Genomic DNA, 16,670 nt, shown 5'->3' on the forward strand with positions numbered 1-16,670 from the left:
ATGGGAGACACGAAGATTCCAGCAGGGATGACGGAAAAAGAATATTATGAAATCCATGCCAGTCAGGAGGAGTTTTTGGATTGGTACTACAAGCAGGAACTACCTCAATATGAAAAACCAAGTGTGACAGTAGATATGGTAGCCTACTGCTTTGTCGAAGGAAAGATCAAGCTCTTGCTGATCCGTCGCAAGGCTCACCCTTATCAAAACTGTTTGGCTCTGGTTGGAGGCTTTATGGACAAGGGAGAGGATGCTGCGCATGCCTGTCAGCGTGAGGTGAGAGAAGAAGTCAATCTCGATCTTCCTTTAGAAAAAATCGAGCAATTGATGACCGTATCGACCCCCGGTCGTGATCCACGGGGCTGGACGGTGACCATTGCCCACTTGGTTTATCTGCCTAGTCGCGCACTAGACCTCGTTCAGGCTGGAGACGATGCTAAGGATGTAGTTTTTGTAGATGTGGATTTTCGGACGGGCAAGTGCTTCTTAGAGGGAGTAGAGCTGGACGAGCAAGCCTTCGCCTTTGACCATTATGCCATTATCCAAGAGTCCATCAAACGGATCCAAGGCCGTCTCGATTGGAATCCGACCTTCCTCTATCTACTAGAGGAGGAGTTCACTGTCTACGAAGGAACTGAACTGGTCAATCTCATCAACCCCGGTCGTCCCATCGTCAGCAATAATTTCCTCGTAAAATACGGCGAATATGTAGAAGAAGTTGGACTCAAACGAGTCCCTAAAAAGAAACCAAGAAAAACCTATCGATTGAAATAAAGAGGCCGGGACCAAAATCCCGACCTCTTTGTTTGCCCTTATTAGATTGCTTTGCTGTTGCGACTGTTTTTATGAATGGCTATCTTTCTTAGAATTGCTCAACATGTGAGTAAAAAAGTCTTTGTATCGATATTGGAGATAGTTCTCACACAAAAATAACAAAGCGATATAGATGATCATAAAAATCATCGTCAGATAGAACACATCAAATGCAGTTCGCACATAATAAGTGGCTGTTTGATAAGAGCCAATAGCCCCCAAAATCAACCAAGGAAGATATTTGAAATACTTGTTTGTCACAAGAATCTACCTCCTATTTCAATAGTATTGTAGACTTTGTCCAAAACAATACAATCGAATACACAAGAGTGATGTGAAAATATGACTCTAATCTAGAAAATTTTTCTATTTTTTCGTTTCGATTACGAATAGAAATAGTAGAGAAAACAATTTTTAAAATAGTTTCTCTAAATAGTTGACAGATTCAAAGCTCAATGTTACAATTGTGTTACAAAAAGATTTCTTAACATTTCAAAAATGTTACAAAGGAGTAGAAATATGAAAAAGAAAACCTATATCAAATTAATGGCAGCGACTGTATTGGCTTCTACCTTGCTACTGGGAGCTTGTGGAAATAAAAACGAAACCACTCAAACAAGTGGCTATGCCAAGACAAGCCAATCATCAAGTTCTAAAGCAGCTTCTTCTAGCAAAGAAAGTAAGACTCAAAAATCTTCAAATTCAGCTTCATCTGAAAAAGCTCAAGCATCTTCTGACCAATCTTCTACAACAGCAGATCAATCACAAGCGAAACCAGCCCCTGAATCAAGACAAGAACAAGCGACTCCTAGTCAACCAGCCCCTTCTCAGGCTCCGTTAACTCAGCAAGGTTCTCAAGTCCAGTCTAACCAGTCAACTTATGACCCGACAACTGACCGCAAACTTCAAGACAAGCAAGCAGAACACAACAAACGCTACAAGGGAGTTTTAACCATGGTGGATGGTGACTTCTCAGCTGCAGCGGGCAACTGGAAGGGAGCGAATGGCGAAACGATTACGGTTTCATCAGGGGGGCAATTCACAGTAGAGACTGCCGATGGAAAGAAAGAAAACTATTCTATCAGAGGCTACTCTTACACTCTTGATGATGGCAAGTATAATGCCAAAATCGGAGGAGGAAAAATCATCCAAATTACAACAGGTGCGGATGGTAAAGTTTCGAGCGTTGCCTTGATTTAATAATAAAATTTGGTGCTTTAACTTTTACTAGAAATCGTGCTGTAAAAGGGTGAGTCAACTGTTTTTCACTTAGTTTCTCCAAGAGAAAGTGGTATAATAAAAAAATCAAAGGAAAACGAGTGATAGTACATGGCGGATAAATTAATCTTACCTCAAAACACACGATTGATGGGAGTATTTCTTGGGTTTGTAGGTGGTTCTTTGGATGTGTTTTGCCATATTCAATACCATAGTTTGGTAGCGACACAGACAGGGAATATTCTCCTACTTATATCTGATTGGCACGACTCAAATGTCATCAATACGATGCTACGATTCTGCTCAATTCTTTTCTTTTCTCTAGGATTTCTGTTTGCATTGCACATGAAAGAATACCGCAAAACGGCCTACTGGCGGGTTAAGATGTTGCTCCCCTTATTTATCGGGACCCTTATTTTGCCTTTCTTTTCACGATTTCCTCTATTAGAAGTTCCTTTCATTGCTTTTGGAACAGGAATGATGATGCTAACATTTACGGGTAGTTTGATTGAAGATCATCCCTATGTCATTTTTATGACGTCTGGAAATTACCGAAAGATGTTGACCGCTTTGTATCGCATTGCTAGAAGAGAAGGAAATATCCAAGAATACCGTCGTCAAGCCTTAAATTATGGGATTGTTGTGGGAAGTTTCATAGTGGGGGCAATCAGCTTGGCTGTATTGATGCATTTTCTTCATGAATGGTCTGTTTGGATTATCAGCCTCAATTTGTTTTTGATTATGTCCTACTATATAGCTAGAGTGAAGCAATTAGATTTACAAGATGAAAACATATAAAAAACGGCAAGACTCATTTTTGAGTTTTGCCGTTTTTGTAAGTTGTAGATGTGAGACTATGCTTTATCTAATTGCAAGAGGGCTTCAATCTCTGCTAGGGTGCTAGCTTGTGAAATGGCTCCACGAAGCTTGGCTGCGCCAGATGTACCACGAAGATAGTGAGGAGCGAGTCCACGGAATTCACGAACGGCAATGTTTTCCCCTTTGAGGTTAATCAAGCGTTTCAAGTGTTCGTAGGCGATTTTCATCTTGTCTTCAAAGGTCAAATCAGGAAGGATTTCTCCCGTTTCAAAATAGTGATTGATCTGATTGAAGAGGTAGGGATTTCCCATGGCTGCGCGACCAATCATAACAGCGTCAGCCCCGACTTCTTCGATACGCTGTTTGGCTTCTTGGACCGTACGGATGTCACCGTTGGCGATAAATGGAATCTTTGTCAGGGCTTGGGCTACATCGTGCAAGGTCTCAAGGTCCGCATGACCAGTATACATTTGCTCACGTGTACGACCGTGCATAGCGAGGGCAGAGACACCAGCAGCCTCAGCTGCGAGAGCATTCTCCACGGCTAGGGATGGATCAGACCATCCTGTACGCATTTTGACGGTGAGGGGGATATCAAGGACAGATTGGACCTTGTTGATGATAGAGTAGATCTTGTCTGGGTCCTTGAGCCACATAGCGCCAGCTTCATTCTTCACGATTTTGTTAACTGGGCAGCCCATGTTGATATCGACGATATCGGTCTTAGTATTTTCTTGGATGAATTCTGCTGCGCGTGCTAGGCTGTCTTCATCGCTACCAAAAAGTTGGATAGAAACTGGGTTTTCGCCTTCATCGATATGAAGCATGTGTAGGGTTTTTTCGTTATTGTATTGTATTCCCTTGTCAGAGACCATTTCCATTACAACGAGTCCAGCTCCGAGCTCTTTTGCGATGGTACGAAAGGCTGAGTTGGTCACGCCAGCCATGGGTGCTAAAACGGTACGATTGGGAATCTCAACATTGCCAATCATAAAGGGTGTATTAAGATTTGTCACGAATGAGTTCCTCCAGATCGTTTTCATCAAAGTTGTAAGTCGTTTGGCAGAATTGACAAGTGATTTCTGCACCATGGTCTTCCTCTTTCATTTCTTCAAGGTCTGAATTTGGAAGGCTGGCAAGAGCGTTCATAAAACGATCTTTGCTGCAGTCACATTGGAAACGAATTTCTTCTTCAGAAAGACGTTTGTAGGATTCGTCACCGTAGATAGCCTTGAGGAGAGCTTCGATATGGTCGTCACTTTCCAGAAGTGTCGAGATAGCTGGCATTTCTTGGATGCGTTTCTCAAAGCGTGCAATCTCTTCTTCCTTGGCTCCTGGCAATACTTGGAGAAGAAAACCACCGGCAACTTCGACCTTGTCTTCCTCGTCCAAAAGAACATTGAGACCGACCGCTGAAGGTGTTTGTTGGCTTTCAGTCAGGTAATAGGCCAAGTCTTCACCGATCTCCCCAGAGATGAGAGGAGTCATGGAGTTATAGGGATTTCCAGTACCGTAGTCTGTGATAACGAGGAATTGACCATTTCCGACAAAAGGTCCGACAAGGACTTCACCAGTTGCAGTCTTTTTGATGTCAACACCTGGATTTTGCACATATCCTTTGACATTTCCCTTGGTATCTGCGACAGTGATAATGGCACCGAGAGAGCTGGTTCCCAGAACTTTAACCGTTAGCTTGGTATTTCCTTTTTCATTGGCTGCGAGAATTTGGCTAGCGATAAGGGTACGACCAAGTGCGACAGTTGAACTGGCTTGAGTTTGATGTTTTTTCTGAGCAGTGCGGACGGTTTCTGTGCTATCAAGGACAAAAGCACGAAAGGCTCCGCTTTCTGATATTGTTTTAATAATTTTATCCATAGCTACTATTTTAGCATAAAAATGCCCAAAGGGGGAGTCGTGTGTTTGCTGTCATCTCTTTAATTGTTTAATGTATGATAATGGGTGTCAGGATTTCGAGGAAAAGAGATTTTTGATAACAATTTTTATTAATATTTTAACTTGTCTTAAAATAAGCTAAAATGAACTTTTAAGTTATGGTAAACAGTTGAAAAAAAGGTTGATAAAATGGTAAAATGTTAGGAAGATAAGATAGTAAATGCATAGTTGCATAGCTTTTTTTGAAAAATCATAGAAAATTGAACACACTAACTATGGGAAAACACAGAAAATTGTATATGTTTTTGGGACAGACCGTCCTATATTTTGTAATCTTACTTGGTTTACTTTATTTTTTTAGTTACCTTGGTCAGAGTCAAGGAACCTTTATTTATAATGAGTTCTAGTTTGAAGGAGAAAATGAACCGTGTCTAATAAACCGATAAAAGATATGATTGAAACGATTGAGCACTTTGCTCAAACACAGCCAACATATCCTGTTTACAATGTTTTAGGTCAAGAGCATACTTATGGCGATTTAAAGGTTGATTCGGATAGTTTGGCTGCAGCTATTGATCGACTTGGCTTACCTGAGAAATCTCCAGTCGTCGTTTTTGGTGGTCAGGAATATGAGATGTTGGCTACTTTTGTAGCGCTGACTAAGTCGGGGCATGCCTACATTCCCATTGACAGCCATTCGGCCTTGGAACGAGTTTCAACTATTTTAGAAGTAGCAGAGCCAAGCTTGATTATTGCCATTTCAGACTTTCCATTAGAGCAGGTTTCTACACCGATGTTGAATCTAGCTCAGGTTCAAGAAGCCTTTGCTCAAGCTTCTAGCTACGAGATTACGCATCCAGTAAAAGGAGATGATAACTACTACATCATCTTTACTTCTGGTACGACTGGTAAGCCAAAGGGAGTGCAGATTTCCCATGATAATCTCCTCAGTTTTACTAACTGGATGATTACAGACAAGGAATTTGCGACGCCAAGTCGTCCACAAATGCTGGCTCAACCGCCTTATTCTTTTGATCTATCTGTCATGTACTGGGCACCAACATTGGCACTAGGTGGTACACTTTTCGCTCTTCCTTCAGCCATTACTCAGGATTTCAAAAAGCTCTTTGCGACGATCTTTTCATTGCCAATCGCTATCTGGACCTCAACGCCTTCCTTTGCCGATATGGCCATGTTGTCAGAAGACTTCAATAGTGAGAAAATGCCTGGAATCACGCATTTCTACTTTGATGGTGAAGAATTGACGGTCAAAACAGCCCAAAAACTGCGCGAGCGTTTCCCAAATGCCCGTATCATCAATGCTTACGGCCCAACAGAAGCGACAGTAGCCCTGTCAGCTGTTGCCGTGACGGACGAGATGTTGGCGACTCTCAAACGCCTACCAATCGGCTATACCAAGGCAGATTCTCCAACCTTTATCATTGATGAGGAAGGTAGGAAACTGCCAAATGGTGAACAGGGAGAAATCATTGTTTCTGGACCAGCTGTTTCAAAAGGCTATATGAACAATCCTGAAAAAACGGCAAAGCGTTTCTTGGAGTTCGAAGGTCTTTCGGCCTACCACACAGGAGATGTAGGAACTATGACAGATGAGGGCTTGCTTCTCTACGGTGGACGGATGGATTTCCAGATTAAGTTTAATGGTTATCGCATTGAGCTTGAAGATGTCTCTCAAAACCTCAACAAGTCTCGCTATATCGAGTCGGCTGTCGCTGTCCCACGTTATAACAAGGACCACAAGGTGCAAAATCTACTGGCCTATGTCATCCTAAAGGACGGTGTCCGTCAGCAGTTTGAACGTGATATCGATATTACCAAGGCTATCAAGGAAGACTTGGCAGATATCATGATGTCCTATATGATGCCGTCTAAGTTTCTCTATCGAGACAGTTTACCACTAACGCCTAATGGTAAAATTGATATCAAGGGCTTGATCAATGAGGTAAACAGTAGATGATGGAGCTTTACAAACAGCTACCTCATTTGGAACCTTATGGCAATCTTTATTATTTTTTGTACGTGATTGCTGCGACCCTACCGATATTTATCGGGCTCTTTTTCAAGAAACGCTTTGCCTGGTATGAGGTGCTCGTCAGTCTCTTCTTTATCGTCACCATGTTGGTCGGTGGAAAGACGAATCAAATAAGCGCTCTTATCCTTTATGTTATCTGGCAGGTACTGCTTGTGTTTTTCTACAAAAGGTACAGGAAACGACGGGATAGTAAATGGATATTTTACCTGGTTAGCTTTTTATCTCTATTGCCAATCGTCTTTGTAAAAGTATCTCCTGCTATTCATGGACCTCAGTCTTTGTTTGGCTTTTTAGGGATTTCTTACTTAACCTTTCGTGCAGTTGGGGTCATCGTTGAGCTGAGAGATGGTGTCATCAAGGATTTAACGGTCTGGCAATTCTTGCGTTTTCTTCTCTTTATGCCGACCTTCTCAAGTGGTCCCATTGATCGTTTTAAACGCTTCAATGAAAATTATGAGACCATTCCTGAGAGGAGTGAGCTGATGGACATGCTAGAAGAGGCTGTCAAGTATATCATGCTTGGCTTCCTTTACAAGTTTATCTTGGCTCACATTTTAGGAGAGACATTATTGCCTCCGTTGAAAAATCTAGCCTTGCAGACAGGTGGTTTCTTTAATCATTATGCTTTGGCGGTGATGTATACCTTTGGTTTAGAATTGTTCTTTGACTTTGCGGGCTATTCTATGTTTGCCTTAGCCATCTCAAATTTGATGGGGATTCATAGTCCTATCAACTTTAACAAGCCCTTTTTATCAAGGGATTTAAAAGAGTTTTGGAATCGCTGGCACATGAGTCTGTCTTTCTGGTTCCGTGACTTTGTCTTTATGCGGATGGTCATGGTACTGACCAGAAAGAAGGTCTTTAAAAATCGCAATGTCACTTCAAGTGTTGCCTATATTCTCAATATGCTGATTATGGGCTTTTGGCATGGTGTAACCTGGTACTACATCGCCTATGGACTTTTTCATGGAATTGGGCTGGTCATCAATGATGCTTGGCTTCGTAAGAAAAAAGCGCTCAATAAAGAACGGAAAAAAGCTGGGAAGGGTTCCTTACCTGAGAATCGCTGGATTCAGTTGCTTGGCATGGTTGTCACCTTCCATGTCGTGATGATTTCATTCTTAATCTTTTCTGGATTTTTGAATGATTTATGGTTTAAAAAATAAAAGGATGTAAAAAATGGATATCAAATCAGAAGTTATTGAAATTATTGATGAGTTGTTTATGGAAGATGTTTCTGACATGATGGATGAAGATCTTTTTGATGCCGGTGTCTTGGATAGCATGGGAACGGTTGAATTGATTGTTGAGATTGAAAACCGTTTTGACATTCGTGTTCCAGTAACGGAGTTCGGTCGTGATGACTGGAATACAGCTAATAAAATCGTAGAAGGTATTACGGAGTTAAAGAATGCTTAAACGCTTGTGGCTGATCTTCGGGCCCATCTTCATTGCTGGATTTTTGGTTCTTCTACTTATCTTTTTTTATCCAAGTACAACAAGCCATAATCTGACGGAGGAGAAGTACTCTGCTGCTTCCATCAGTAGGGAAAGTTTTAAAGAGAGAAGCCAAAAAGTGAGGGCCCTTACGGATCCCAATATGCGTTTTGTCCCTTTTTTAGGGTCAAGTGAATGGATTCGATTTGATAGTGTCCATCCAGCTGTTTTAGCAGAAAAATACAATCGTCCCTACCGCCCTTATTTTCTAGGTCAGGCAGGAGCGGCCTCGCTTAACCAATATTTCGGTTTGCAACAGATTCTGCCAGAAATTGAGGAAAAGCAGGCGGTGTTTGTCATCTCTCCTCAGTGGTTTACAGAGACGGATTACGAGCCAGCAGCGTTTCAGAGATTCTTTAATAGCGACCAGTTGACAGCTTTTTTGGAAAATCAATCTGGGGACATCTCGGCTAAGCATGCTGCGACGCGTTTGTTGAAGCAGAATCCGAGTGTGGCATTGAAAGGCATCCTTCAAAAGCTTTCAAAAGGAGAGGAATTGTCAGATGCTGATCGACTTATCATCAACCTCTTTGCACGATTCAATGAAAAGCAGTCCTCTCTTTTTGGTCAATTTTCCATTCGGGGGAAACTCAAGTACAAAGAACATGTAGAAAACTATTTAAAAGATCTTCCTGATCAGTTTTCCTATGACGCTTTAGAAGAAATTGCCCGTAAGGATGCAGAGGCAAATACGACCAATAACGATATGGGGATGGAGAATCATTTCTACACGTATGAGGTCAAAAAAGACTTAAAAAAATGGGAAGGGTATCAAAAAAATTATAACTTCCTAAAGTCGTCTGAATACAATGATCTGCAGCTGGTTCTCAATCAATTTGCCAAATCAAAGGTTAATGTCCTCTTTGTCATCCAGCCCGTCAACAAGAAGTGGATGGAATATACAGAACTCAGTGAAGAAATGTACCAACACGCAGTGGAGAAAATTCGTTATCAGTTAGAAAGTCAAGGCTTTACCAATATTGCTGACTTTTCTAAAAAAGGAGGAGAACCTTATTTTATCAAGGATACCATCCATTTAGGTTGGTTGGGTTGGCTGGCTTTTGATAAGGTTGTCAATCCTTTCTTGACGGATCCGAAACCAGCTCCAGACTACAAGATGAATGATCGTTTCTTTAGCAAGGACTGGGCAACATATGATGGAAAGATCAAAGATTTTCAATAAATCAAGATGAAAGTTTGGGATTTGAACCCAAGCTTTTTTGTTTAAATAGCGAATGTTTTAGATGAAAATAAGTCAAAGGTTTCAAATTTTCTAGAAATATCGTATAATATAAAGGAAAAAAGAAAAGAAAAGGATTTCAAAATGAATAAACGTTCTTTGTTACCTGTCTTGTCGACAGCCCTGTTAGCTCCAGCCTTCTTAGCTGGACAAGTATACGCTGAAGAAGCAACAACACCTGCAGAAAGTTCAGCTGTTGTAGCGACTCCTGCTACGTCGGCGACTCCAGCTCCTGTTGAGAGCCCTGCGGTACCGGAAACTTCGGCAACATCAGAAGCAGTTGTACCTGCAGAAGCTCCGTCAGCTCCTGCTGAATCTCCTAAAAGCGAAGAAAAGGACACCGTTATCTTACACACCAATGATGTCCATGGTCGTATTGTAGAGGAAAAGGGAGTAATTGGTGATGCTAAGTTGGCGACTGTCATTGAGCAGGAACGCGCGAAATCAAATCAAAATACTCTAGTTGTTGATGCGGGAGACGCTTTCCAAGGTTTACCGATTTCCAACTCTACTAAGGGTGAAGCGCGTGCTGAAATTCTCAATCAGATGCAGTATGATGCCATGGCAGTAGGAAACCATGAGTTTGACTTTGGTTTAGACGAAGCTAAGAAATACAAGGAAATCTTGAAATTCCCATTACTTAGCTCAAATACCTATGTCAATGGAGCTCGTCTGTTTGAAGCTTCTACAATCGTTGATAAAGATAAGACTGTGGAAGGCGATGAGTTTGTTGTAATCGGTGTGACAACACCTGAAACTGCTACAAAAACCCACCCTAAAAACATTAAAGGGGTAACTTTTACAGATCCAATCTCTGAAGTCAATAAGGTCATCGAAGAAGTTCAAGCCAAGGCTCGTGCAGAAGGTAAGGACTACAAACACTATGTGGTGCTCGCTCACCTGGGTGTAGATACCACAACTCCAGTCGAGTGGCGTGGTTCAACCTTGGCAGAAGCTCTCTCTAAAAATCCTCGTCTCAAAGGCAAACGTGTGACGGTTATTGATGGCCATTCTCACACAGTAGCTTCCACAACTTATGGAGACAATGTTACCTACAACCAAACAGGAAGTTACCTTCATAATGTTGGGAAGGTTATCTACAAATCACGTCAGCTTTTGGGCAATCCTACGTTGATTGCGGCTGCTGATGCTAAAAAATTACCAGCCAATCCAACAGTTGAAAAACTAGTCAAAGACATTAAACAAAAATACGATGCTGAAAATGCTGTTGAAGTCGTTTCAAACAGTCCTGTAGAACTCAACGGAGATCGTGAAAATGTTCGAGTTCGTGAAACCAACCTCGGAAACGTCGTAGCAGACTCCCTCTATCAGTATGGTCAGACAGGATTTAGTCATCCGACAGACATCGCTGTGACAAATGGTGGTGGCTTGCGTGAAACCATTACAAAAGGCAAACCGATTACGAAAGGAAATGTCATTGCGGTTCTTCCATTTGGAAATACCATCTCACAAATCCAAGTGACTGGGCAACAAGTATTGGATATGTTTGAAAAGTCACTCGGATCTATCTTGCAGGTCGATAAGGATGGCAAGAAGGTCTTGGATGAGAACGGACAACCATTGCTAGAACCAAGTGGTGGCTTCTTGCAAGTTTCAGGTGTGAAGGTCTACTATGATACCAACCTACCATCAGGTAAACGTGTCTTGGCCATTCAGGTCAAAAATCGCACGACTGGTCGTTATGATCTCCTAGACCTCGCAAAAACCTACTATCTTGCAACCAATGATTTCCTAGCTGCGGGTGGCGATGGCTACACGATGTTAGGTGGTGCGCGAGAAGAAGGACCTTCTATGGATGCAGCCTTTGAAGAGTATTTGAAAACAGCTGATTTGACCCAGTATGAAAAGATCAATCCGAACTCACGGACGATTTCTGTGGATTCTAAAAACTTTAGTCTACCAGTAGAAACGCCTCAAACGAATGTGCCTGCTAACGATGCGACTACGAATGTGCCACTTACTTATGAGGTGGCAGGTCAATTTAGCAAGAAGGCAGTTGTCTCAGAAAAAGCTCTTCCAAATACAGGAAGTGAACAATCCATCTTCTTGCTCTTGATGGGAATGGTAGCTGGTTTGGCAGGTATCTTATCGAGCCGAAAACCAAAGCTAAAATAGGCTAAATTTCACATCTAGAAGAGTCTAGGGAAACGTTTTTACGCCTTTTTCCCTTGACTCTTTTTTGGTTTATGATATAATTAACCAGTAAAGAATCGGTGGCTATCTAAGTTTTTTTTACGAAAAAGATAGCTAGGGAAGGAGTAACACATGAGACAGCTTGCACAGGAAATCGATAACTTTTTAAACGAGGTGATCTTGAGATCTGAGAACCAGCATGAAATTCTGATCGGACATTGCACAAGTGATGTAGCCTTGACTAATACTCAGGAACACATCCTCATGCTCTTGTCAGAAGAATCCTTAACCAACTCGGAGTTGGCCCGTCGCCTCAATGTCAGTCAGGCGGCAGTAACCAAGGCTATCAAGTCTTTAGTCAAAGAGGGCATGTTAGAGACATCTAGAGATCCCAAGGACGCGCGTGTGATCTTTTATCGACTGACAGAGCTGGCTCGACCAGTGGCAGAGGAGCACCACCACCACCATGAGCATACGCTCTCAGCCTATGAACAAGTAGCAAGTCAGTTTACTCCAAATGAACAAGAAGTTATCCAGCGGTTTTTAACTGCTTTAGTAGGAGAAATCAAATAATGCGGTATATTACAGTAGAGGACTTGTCTTTTTATTATGACAAAGAGCCTGTCCTCGAGCACATCAACTACAGTGTTGATAGTGGGGAGTTTGTCACCCTGACTGGTGAAAATGGAGCTGCCAAGACAACGCTTATCAAGGCTAGTCTAGGTATCTTGCAGCCGAGATTTGGCAAGGTAACCATCTCAAAGACAAATACTCATGGGAAAAAGCTTAGGATAGCTTATCTTCCCCAGCAGATTGCTAGTTTTAATGCTGGCTTTCCAAGTACGGTTTATGAATTTGTCAAGTCTGGTCGCTATCCGCGAAAGGGCTGGTTCCGTCGTTTGAATGCCCACGATGAGGAGCATATCAAGGCCAGTCTAGACTCAGTTGGTATGTGGGAACACCGTGATAAACGAATTGGCTCCCTCTCTGGTGGGCAAAAACAACGGGCAGTGATTGCTCGAATGTTTGCTTCTGACCCAGATATCTTTGTCTTGGATGAGCCGACGACAGGGATGGATGCGGGGAGCAAAAATGAATTTTACGAACTCATGCACCACAGTGCCCACCATCATGGCAAGGCCGTTTTGATGATTACGCATGATCCTGAGGAGGTCAAGGCCTACGCAGACCGAAATATTCACCTAGTGCGTAACCAAGACTCACCGTGGCGTTGTTTCAACGTTCACGAGAGTGACCAGGAGGTGGACCATGCTTAGTTTGTTATCATATGACTTCATGCAGCGAGCCTTCTTGGCTGTCATTGCCATGAGTCTCTTTTCACCAGTTCTTGGGACCTTCCTTATCTTACGTCGTCAGAGTCTCATGAGTGATACACTTAGTCACGTTTCCTTGTCAGGGGTTGCCTTTGGTCTGGTTTTGGGGATTTCTCCAACTATTTCGACTATTGTCATTGTCTTGATTGCTGCGGTTTTTCTGGAGTATCTCCGTACGGTTTACAAGAATTTTATGGAAATCGGGACTGCCATCCTCATGTCAACAGGGCTTGCAGTCTCCCTTATTGTGATGAGTAAGGGGAAAAGTTCGAGTTCCATGAGTTTGGACCAATATCTCTTTGGTTCGATTGTGACCATTAGCCAGGAGCAGGTGATTTTCCTCTTTGCCATTGCGGCGGTCGTTTTACTCTTGACTTTCTTATTCTTGCGACCAATGTATATCCTGACTTTTGATGAGGACACGGCTTTTGTAGATGGCTTACCTGTCCGCACTATGTCTATCCTCTTTAACATGGTGACAGGGGTGGCCATTGCCCTTATGATACCAGCAGCAGGAGCTCTTTTGGTATCGACCATTATGGTCTTGCCAGCTAGTATTGCCCTTCGTCTGGGGAAAAACTTCAAATCCGTTATGTTGCTAGCTAGCGGTATTGGCTTTTTGGGAATGGTGGCAGGACTTTATATTTCCTACTATGCGGAAACCCCTGCTAGCGCTAGTATCACCATTATCTTTGTAGCTGTCTTTTTATTAGTCAGTCTATTGAAACGTTTTATCAAGTAGGAGAATGAAATGAAAAAACTGAGCTTACTACTAGCTAGTCTATGTGCCCTGTTTTTAGTGGCTTGTTCCAATCAAAAGCAGGCAGATGGGAAGCTAAATATCGTGACAACCTTTTACCCTGTCTACGAATTTACCAAGCAAGTCGCAGGAGATACCGCAAATGTAGAACTTCTAATTGGTGCTGGGACAGAACCTCACGAATACGAACCGTCTGCCAAGGCAGTTGCCAAAATCCAAGACGCAGATACATTTGTCTATGAAAATGAAAACATGGAAACCTGGGTTCCCAAATTGCTAGAATCCTTGGATAAGAAAAAAGTGAAAACCATCAAGGCGACAGGCAATATGCTACTCTTACCAGGAGGTGAGGAAGAAGAGGAAGGTCATGATCACGGTGGTGAAGGTCACCATCATGACTACGATCCCCATGTTTGGTTATCACCAGCACGCGCCATCAAACTAGTAGAGCATATCCGTGACAGCTTGTCAGCAGATTATCCTGATAAAAAAGAGACTTTTGAAAAGAATGCCGCGGCCTATATCGAAAAATTGCAAGCCTTGGACAAGGCCTACACAGATGGCTTGTCTCAAGCTAAACAAAAGAGTTTTGTGACCCAGCACGCTGCCTTTAACTACCTTGCCTTGGACTACGGTCTCAAGCAAGTATCCATCTCAGGTCTCTCGCCAGACGCAGAACCGTCAGCAGCTCGTTTGGCAGAATTGACAGAGTATATCAAGAAAAACAAGATTTCTTATATCTACTTTGAAGAAAATGCCTCTCAAGCCCTCGCTAATACTCTTTCCAAAGAAACGGGCGTCAAACTAGATGTGCTCAATCCGCTAGAAAGTCTGACAGAGGAAGCGACAAAGGCTGGTGAGGACTATATCTCCGTGATGGAGAAAAACCTCAAGGCTCTCAAGCAGACCACAGACCAAGAAGGACCAGAAATCGAGCCAGAGAAGGAAGAAAATACCAAGACAGTTCACAACGGTTACTTTGAGGACGCAGATGTCAAAGACCGCACCTTGAGTGACTATGCTGGTAACTGGCAGTCTGTCTATCCTTTCCTTGAGGATGGAACTTTTGATCAAGTCTTTGACTACAAGGCTAAGTTGACTGGCAAGATGACCAAGGATGAGTATAAGGCCTACTATAGAAGAGGCTATCAGACAGATGTGACTAAGATTAACATCACGGATAACACTATGGAATTTGTTCAAGGTGGCCAAAGCAAGAAATTCACCTACAGGTATGTCGGCAAGAAAATCTTGACTTATAAGAAAGGCAATCGTGGCGTGCGCTTCCTCTTTGAAGCGACCGATGCGGACGCTGGACAGTTCAAGTATGTTCAGTTTAGTGACCACAATATCGCCCCAGTCAAGGCAGAACATTTCCATATCTTCTTTGGAGGCACCAGCCAAGAAGCCCTCTTTGAAGAGATGGATAACTGGCCAACCTACTATCCAGATAACTTATCTGGTCAAGAAATCGCCCAAGAAATGTTGGCGCATTGATGCAAGAGAAAATCCCGCAAATCTGCGGGATTTTTTGGTAGAAACCTTTATCTGGTCAGGTTGCGAGACGGTAAACCGCCTCTGCGTAGATGTCCATAGCGCGATAAAGATCGTCTAGGACAGCTGCTTCATTTGCTTGATGTTCAGTTTGTTGTGCTCCTGGGAAAAGAGCGCCAAAGGCCACACAGTTTGGCATGGTGCGGGCAAAGGTAGCACCACCTGATGAGAGAGGAGGAGTTTTATCTCCGGTTTTTTCTTGGTAGACTTGCATAAGGGTAGTGACAAGTTGGCTATCTCTTGCGACATAGAGGGGTGCTAGATAGTCAAATTCTTGGTAGTCAAGTTGGTAGTCTTTGGCGCACTGAGTGAGCTGTGCCCCCAGTTTCTCCTTATCTGCTAGCACAGGTATGCGTATATCGATCCGAATTTCGGAGCGATCGGGGTTGATGGTCAACCCTGCAACATTAAAGGAAAGGGAACCAGACGGTTCATCAGTAATCTCTCCAAAGATTCCAAGCCCTCTACCATCTTGCCCTGCTTTGTCGGCTAGAAAATGGAGGGTAGGGTGTGGTTGGAGAGATGCGAGTACACTAGCAAGCCGAATGACTCCATTGACACCTTGACTAGCATCTTTGGCGTGCTTAGGTACCCCGAGTACGGTTACGGTTTGATCTGCAGTTTGGTAATCATAACCAGCTTCTTTTAAACCTCTACAAACCGCTTCATAAAGAGGACCTTGATAACTTGCCTTATCTGGTACAACATTAAAGGCACCTCCGACATCGAGCTTGAGAAGATCAGAGCCGGGGCCATGAAGCTTGACTTGAAGGAGCCCCTTTTCAGCGTATGTCAAAGGAAATGACGAATCCGGTGCAAATCCCATGCTGGCTTGCTCTTCGAGGGCGTTGTAGCGTGTCATACATCTCCAAAGAGTTTCTTCATCCGTACCAAAGATAAAACGCACGCGCTTCTTAAATTGGATGCCTTGGTCAAGCAAGCTTTTCACTGCGTAGAGAGCTGCCAGTGAAGGACCTTTGTCGTCTTGTGCCCCTCGTCCATAGAGTTTACCTTCTCTGATAGTTGCTTCAAATGGAGGAGATTGCCAATCTGACAAATCTCCTGCGGGCACAACATCCAAGTGGCAGAGGATGGCAAGGAGTTCTCCCTCACCAATCTCTGCATAACCATAATAGCCCTTGGGATCAATATAAGTTTTAAAGCCAAGTTCACGGCAGATTTCCAGCGTCTTTTCTAGAACGTCTTGGATAGCTTGTCCAAAAGGTGTCCCATTTTCCCCTTCTTGGAGGACAGATGGGTAGGAGATGAGAGTCTTTAGACTCTGTATAAAGCTCTGTTTAATGGAGTCAGTGATGTAGACGGTCATTCGTTTTA

Annotated in this window: 17 protein-coding genes; 13 read left to right on the forward strand and 4 right to left on the reverse strand. The window is 43.0% G+C overall.

The features are described from left to right. Positions 1–774 (forward strand): NUDIX domain-containing protein, encoded by a 774-nt coding sequence (locus tag HMPREF9184_RS07435; protein ID WP_000502918.1) that lies wholly within the window; start codon positions 1–3, stop codon positions 772–774. Between the two features lie 69 nt (positions 775–843). Here the strand turns inward: HMPREF9184_RS07435 and HMPREF9184_RS07440 are convergent, their stop codons facing one another. Next, a complete protein-coding gene (locus HMPREF9184_RS07440; RefSeq protein WP_000182777.1) occupies positions 844–1,074 on the reverse strand; it encodes a hypothetical protein in 231 nt (76 codons plus the stop codon). A 258-nt stretch (positions 1,075–1,332) separates the two neighbouring features. Between HMPREF9184_RS07440 and HMPREF9184_RS07445 the strand changes: the two genes are divergently transcribed. Together HMPREF9184_RS07445 and HMPREF9184_RS07450 are read left to right on the forward strand one after the other, a co-directional pair. Further along, positions 1,333–2,013, forward strand: a complete 681-nt coding sequence (locus HMPREF9184_RS07445; protein ID WP_000730901.1) for a hypothetical protein — start codon at positions 1,333–1,335, stop codon at positions 2,011–2,013. Between the two features lie 129 nt (positions 2,014–2,142). Then, entirely contained in the window at positions 2,143–2,829 is a 687-nt protein-coding gene (locus HMPREF9184_RS07450) for a YoaK family protein (RefSeq protein ID WP_000764012.1), read from the forward strand. Between the two features lie 56 nt (positions 2,830–2,885). Here HMPREF9184_RS07450 and dusB read toward each other — a convergent pair whose 3' ends face one another. Beyond that, entirely contained in the window at positions 2,886–3,866 is a 981-nt protein-coding gene (gene dusB, locus HMPREF9184_RS07455; protein ID WP_009444349.1) for a tRNA dihydrouridine synthase DusB, read from the reverse strand. Then, positions 3,853–4,725, reverse strand: coding sequence for an Hsp33 family molecular chaperone HslO (gene hslO, locus HMPREF9184_RS07460; protein ID WP_000357868.1), 873 nt, complete (start codon positions 4,723–4,725; stop codon positions 3,853–3,855). Before hslO ends, dusB begins: the two co-directional genes overlap by 14 nt. A 293-nt stretch (positions 4,726–5,018) precedes the next feature. Between hslO and HMPREF9184_RS07465 the strand changes: the two genes are divergently transcribed. From HMPREF9184_RS07465 to HMPREF9184_RS07510, 10 genes are all read left to right on the forward strand, one after another. Beyond that, positions 5,019–5,150 carry a teichoic acid D-Ala incorporation-associated protein DltX gene (locus HMPREF9184_RS07465; protein ID WP_025168981.1) on the forward strand — a complete coding sequence of 44 codons (132 nt, stop codon included), beginning with the start codon at positions 5,019–5,021 and terminating at the stop codon, positions 5,148–5,150. A gap of 20 nt (positions 5,151–5,170) precedes the next feature. Beyond that, entirely contained in the window at positions 5,171–6,721 is a 1,551-nt protein-coding gene (gene dltA, locus HMPREF9184_RS07470) for a D-alanine--poly(phosphoribitol) ligase subunit DltA (RefSeq protein WP_009444350.1), read from the forward strand. Then, complete coding sequence (dltB, locus tag HMPREF9184_RS07475; RefSeq protein ID WP_000970398.1) at positions 6,718–7,962, forward strand: D-alanyl-lipoteichoic acid biosynthesis protein DltB; 1,245 nt, start codon at positions 6,718–6,720, stop codon at positions 7,960–7,962. The genes dltA and dltB overlap by 4 nt, the downstream gene beginning before the upstream one ends. A gap of 13 nt (positions 7,963–7,975) precedes the next feature. After that, positions 7,976–8,215 carry a D-alanine--poly(phosphoribitol) ligase subunit DltC gene (gene dltC / locus HMPREF9184_RS07480; RefSeq protein ID WP_000351972.1) on the forward strand — a complete coding sequence of 80 codons (240 nt, stop codon included), beginning with the start codon at positions 7,976–7,978 and terminating at the stop codon, positions 8,213–8,215. Continuing rightward, positions 8,208–9,476 (forward strand): D-alanyl-lipoteichoic acid biosynthesis protein DltD, encoded by a 1,269-nt coding sequence (gene dltD, locus HMPREF9184_RS07485; RefSeq protein WP_000919837.1) that lies wholly within the window; start codon positions 8,208–8,210, stop codon positions 9,474–9,476. Before dltC ends, dltD begins: the two co-directional genes overlap by 8 nt. Before the next feature lie 141 nt (positions 9,477–9,617). Continuing rightward, positions 9,618–11,669, forward strand: a complete 2,052-nt coding sequence (gene nt5e, locus HMPREF9184_RS07490) for a cell surface ecto-5'-nucleotidase Nt5e (protein ID WP_001042699.1) — start codon at positions 9,618–9,620, stop codon at positions 11,667–11,669. Positions 11,670–11,819: 150 nt separating this feature from the next. Then, positions 11,820–12,260 carry a zinc-dependent transcriptional regulator AdcR gene (gene adcR, locus HMPREF9184_RS07495; protein WP_001249330.1) on the forward strand — a complete coding sequence of 147 codons (441 nt, stop codon included), beginning with the start codon at positions 11,820–11,822 and terminating at the stop codon, positions 12,258–12,260. Further along, positions 12,260–12,964, forward strand: coding sequence for a metal ABC transporter ATP-binding protein (locus tag HMPREF9184_RS07500; RefSeq protein WP_001269480.1), 705 nt, complete (start codon positions 12,260–12,262; stop codon positions 12,962–12,964). The genes adcR and HMPREF9184_RS07500 overlap by 1 nt, the downstream gene beginning before the upstream one ends. Beyond that, on the forward strand, positions 12,957–13,763 hold the full coding sequence (locus HMPREF9184_RS07505; RefSeq protein ID WP_000950035.1) for a metal ABC transporter permease: 807 nt from the start codon (positions 12,957–12,959) through the stop codon (positions 13,761–13,763). Before HMPREF9184_RS07500 ends, HMPREF9184_RS07505 begins: the two co-directional genes overlap by 8 nt. Positions 13,764–13,772: 9 nt before the next feature. Then, on the forward strand, positions 13,773–15,278 hold the full coding sequence (locus tag HMPREF9184_RS07510; protein ID WP_000736546.1) for a zinc ABC transporter substrate-binding protein AdcA: 1,506 nt from the start codon (positions 13,773–13,775) through the stop codon (positions 15,276–15,278). 55 nt (positions 15,279–15,333) lie between these two features. On the opposite strand, the gene HMPREF9184_RS07515 is transcribed toward HMPREF9184_RS07510, so the two are convergent. Beyond that, positions 15,334–16,662, reverse strand: a complete 1,329-nt coding sequence (locus HMPREF9184_RS07515) for a dipeptidase (protein WP_000219478.1) — start codon at positions 16,660–16,662, stop codon at positions 15,334–15,336. Positions 16,663–16,670: the final 8 nt, after the last annotated feature.

The organism is Streptococcus sp. oral taxon 058 str. F0407, assembly GCF_000235485.1.
GTDB lineage: Bacteria > Bacillota > Bacilli > Lactobacillales > Streptococcaceae > Streptococcus.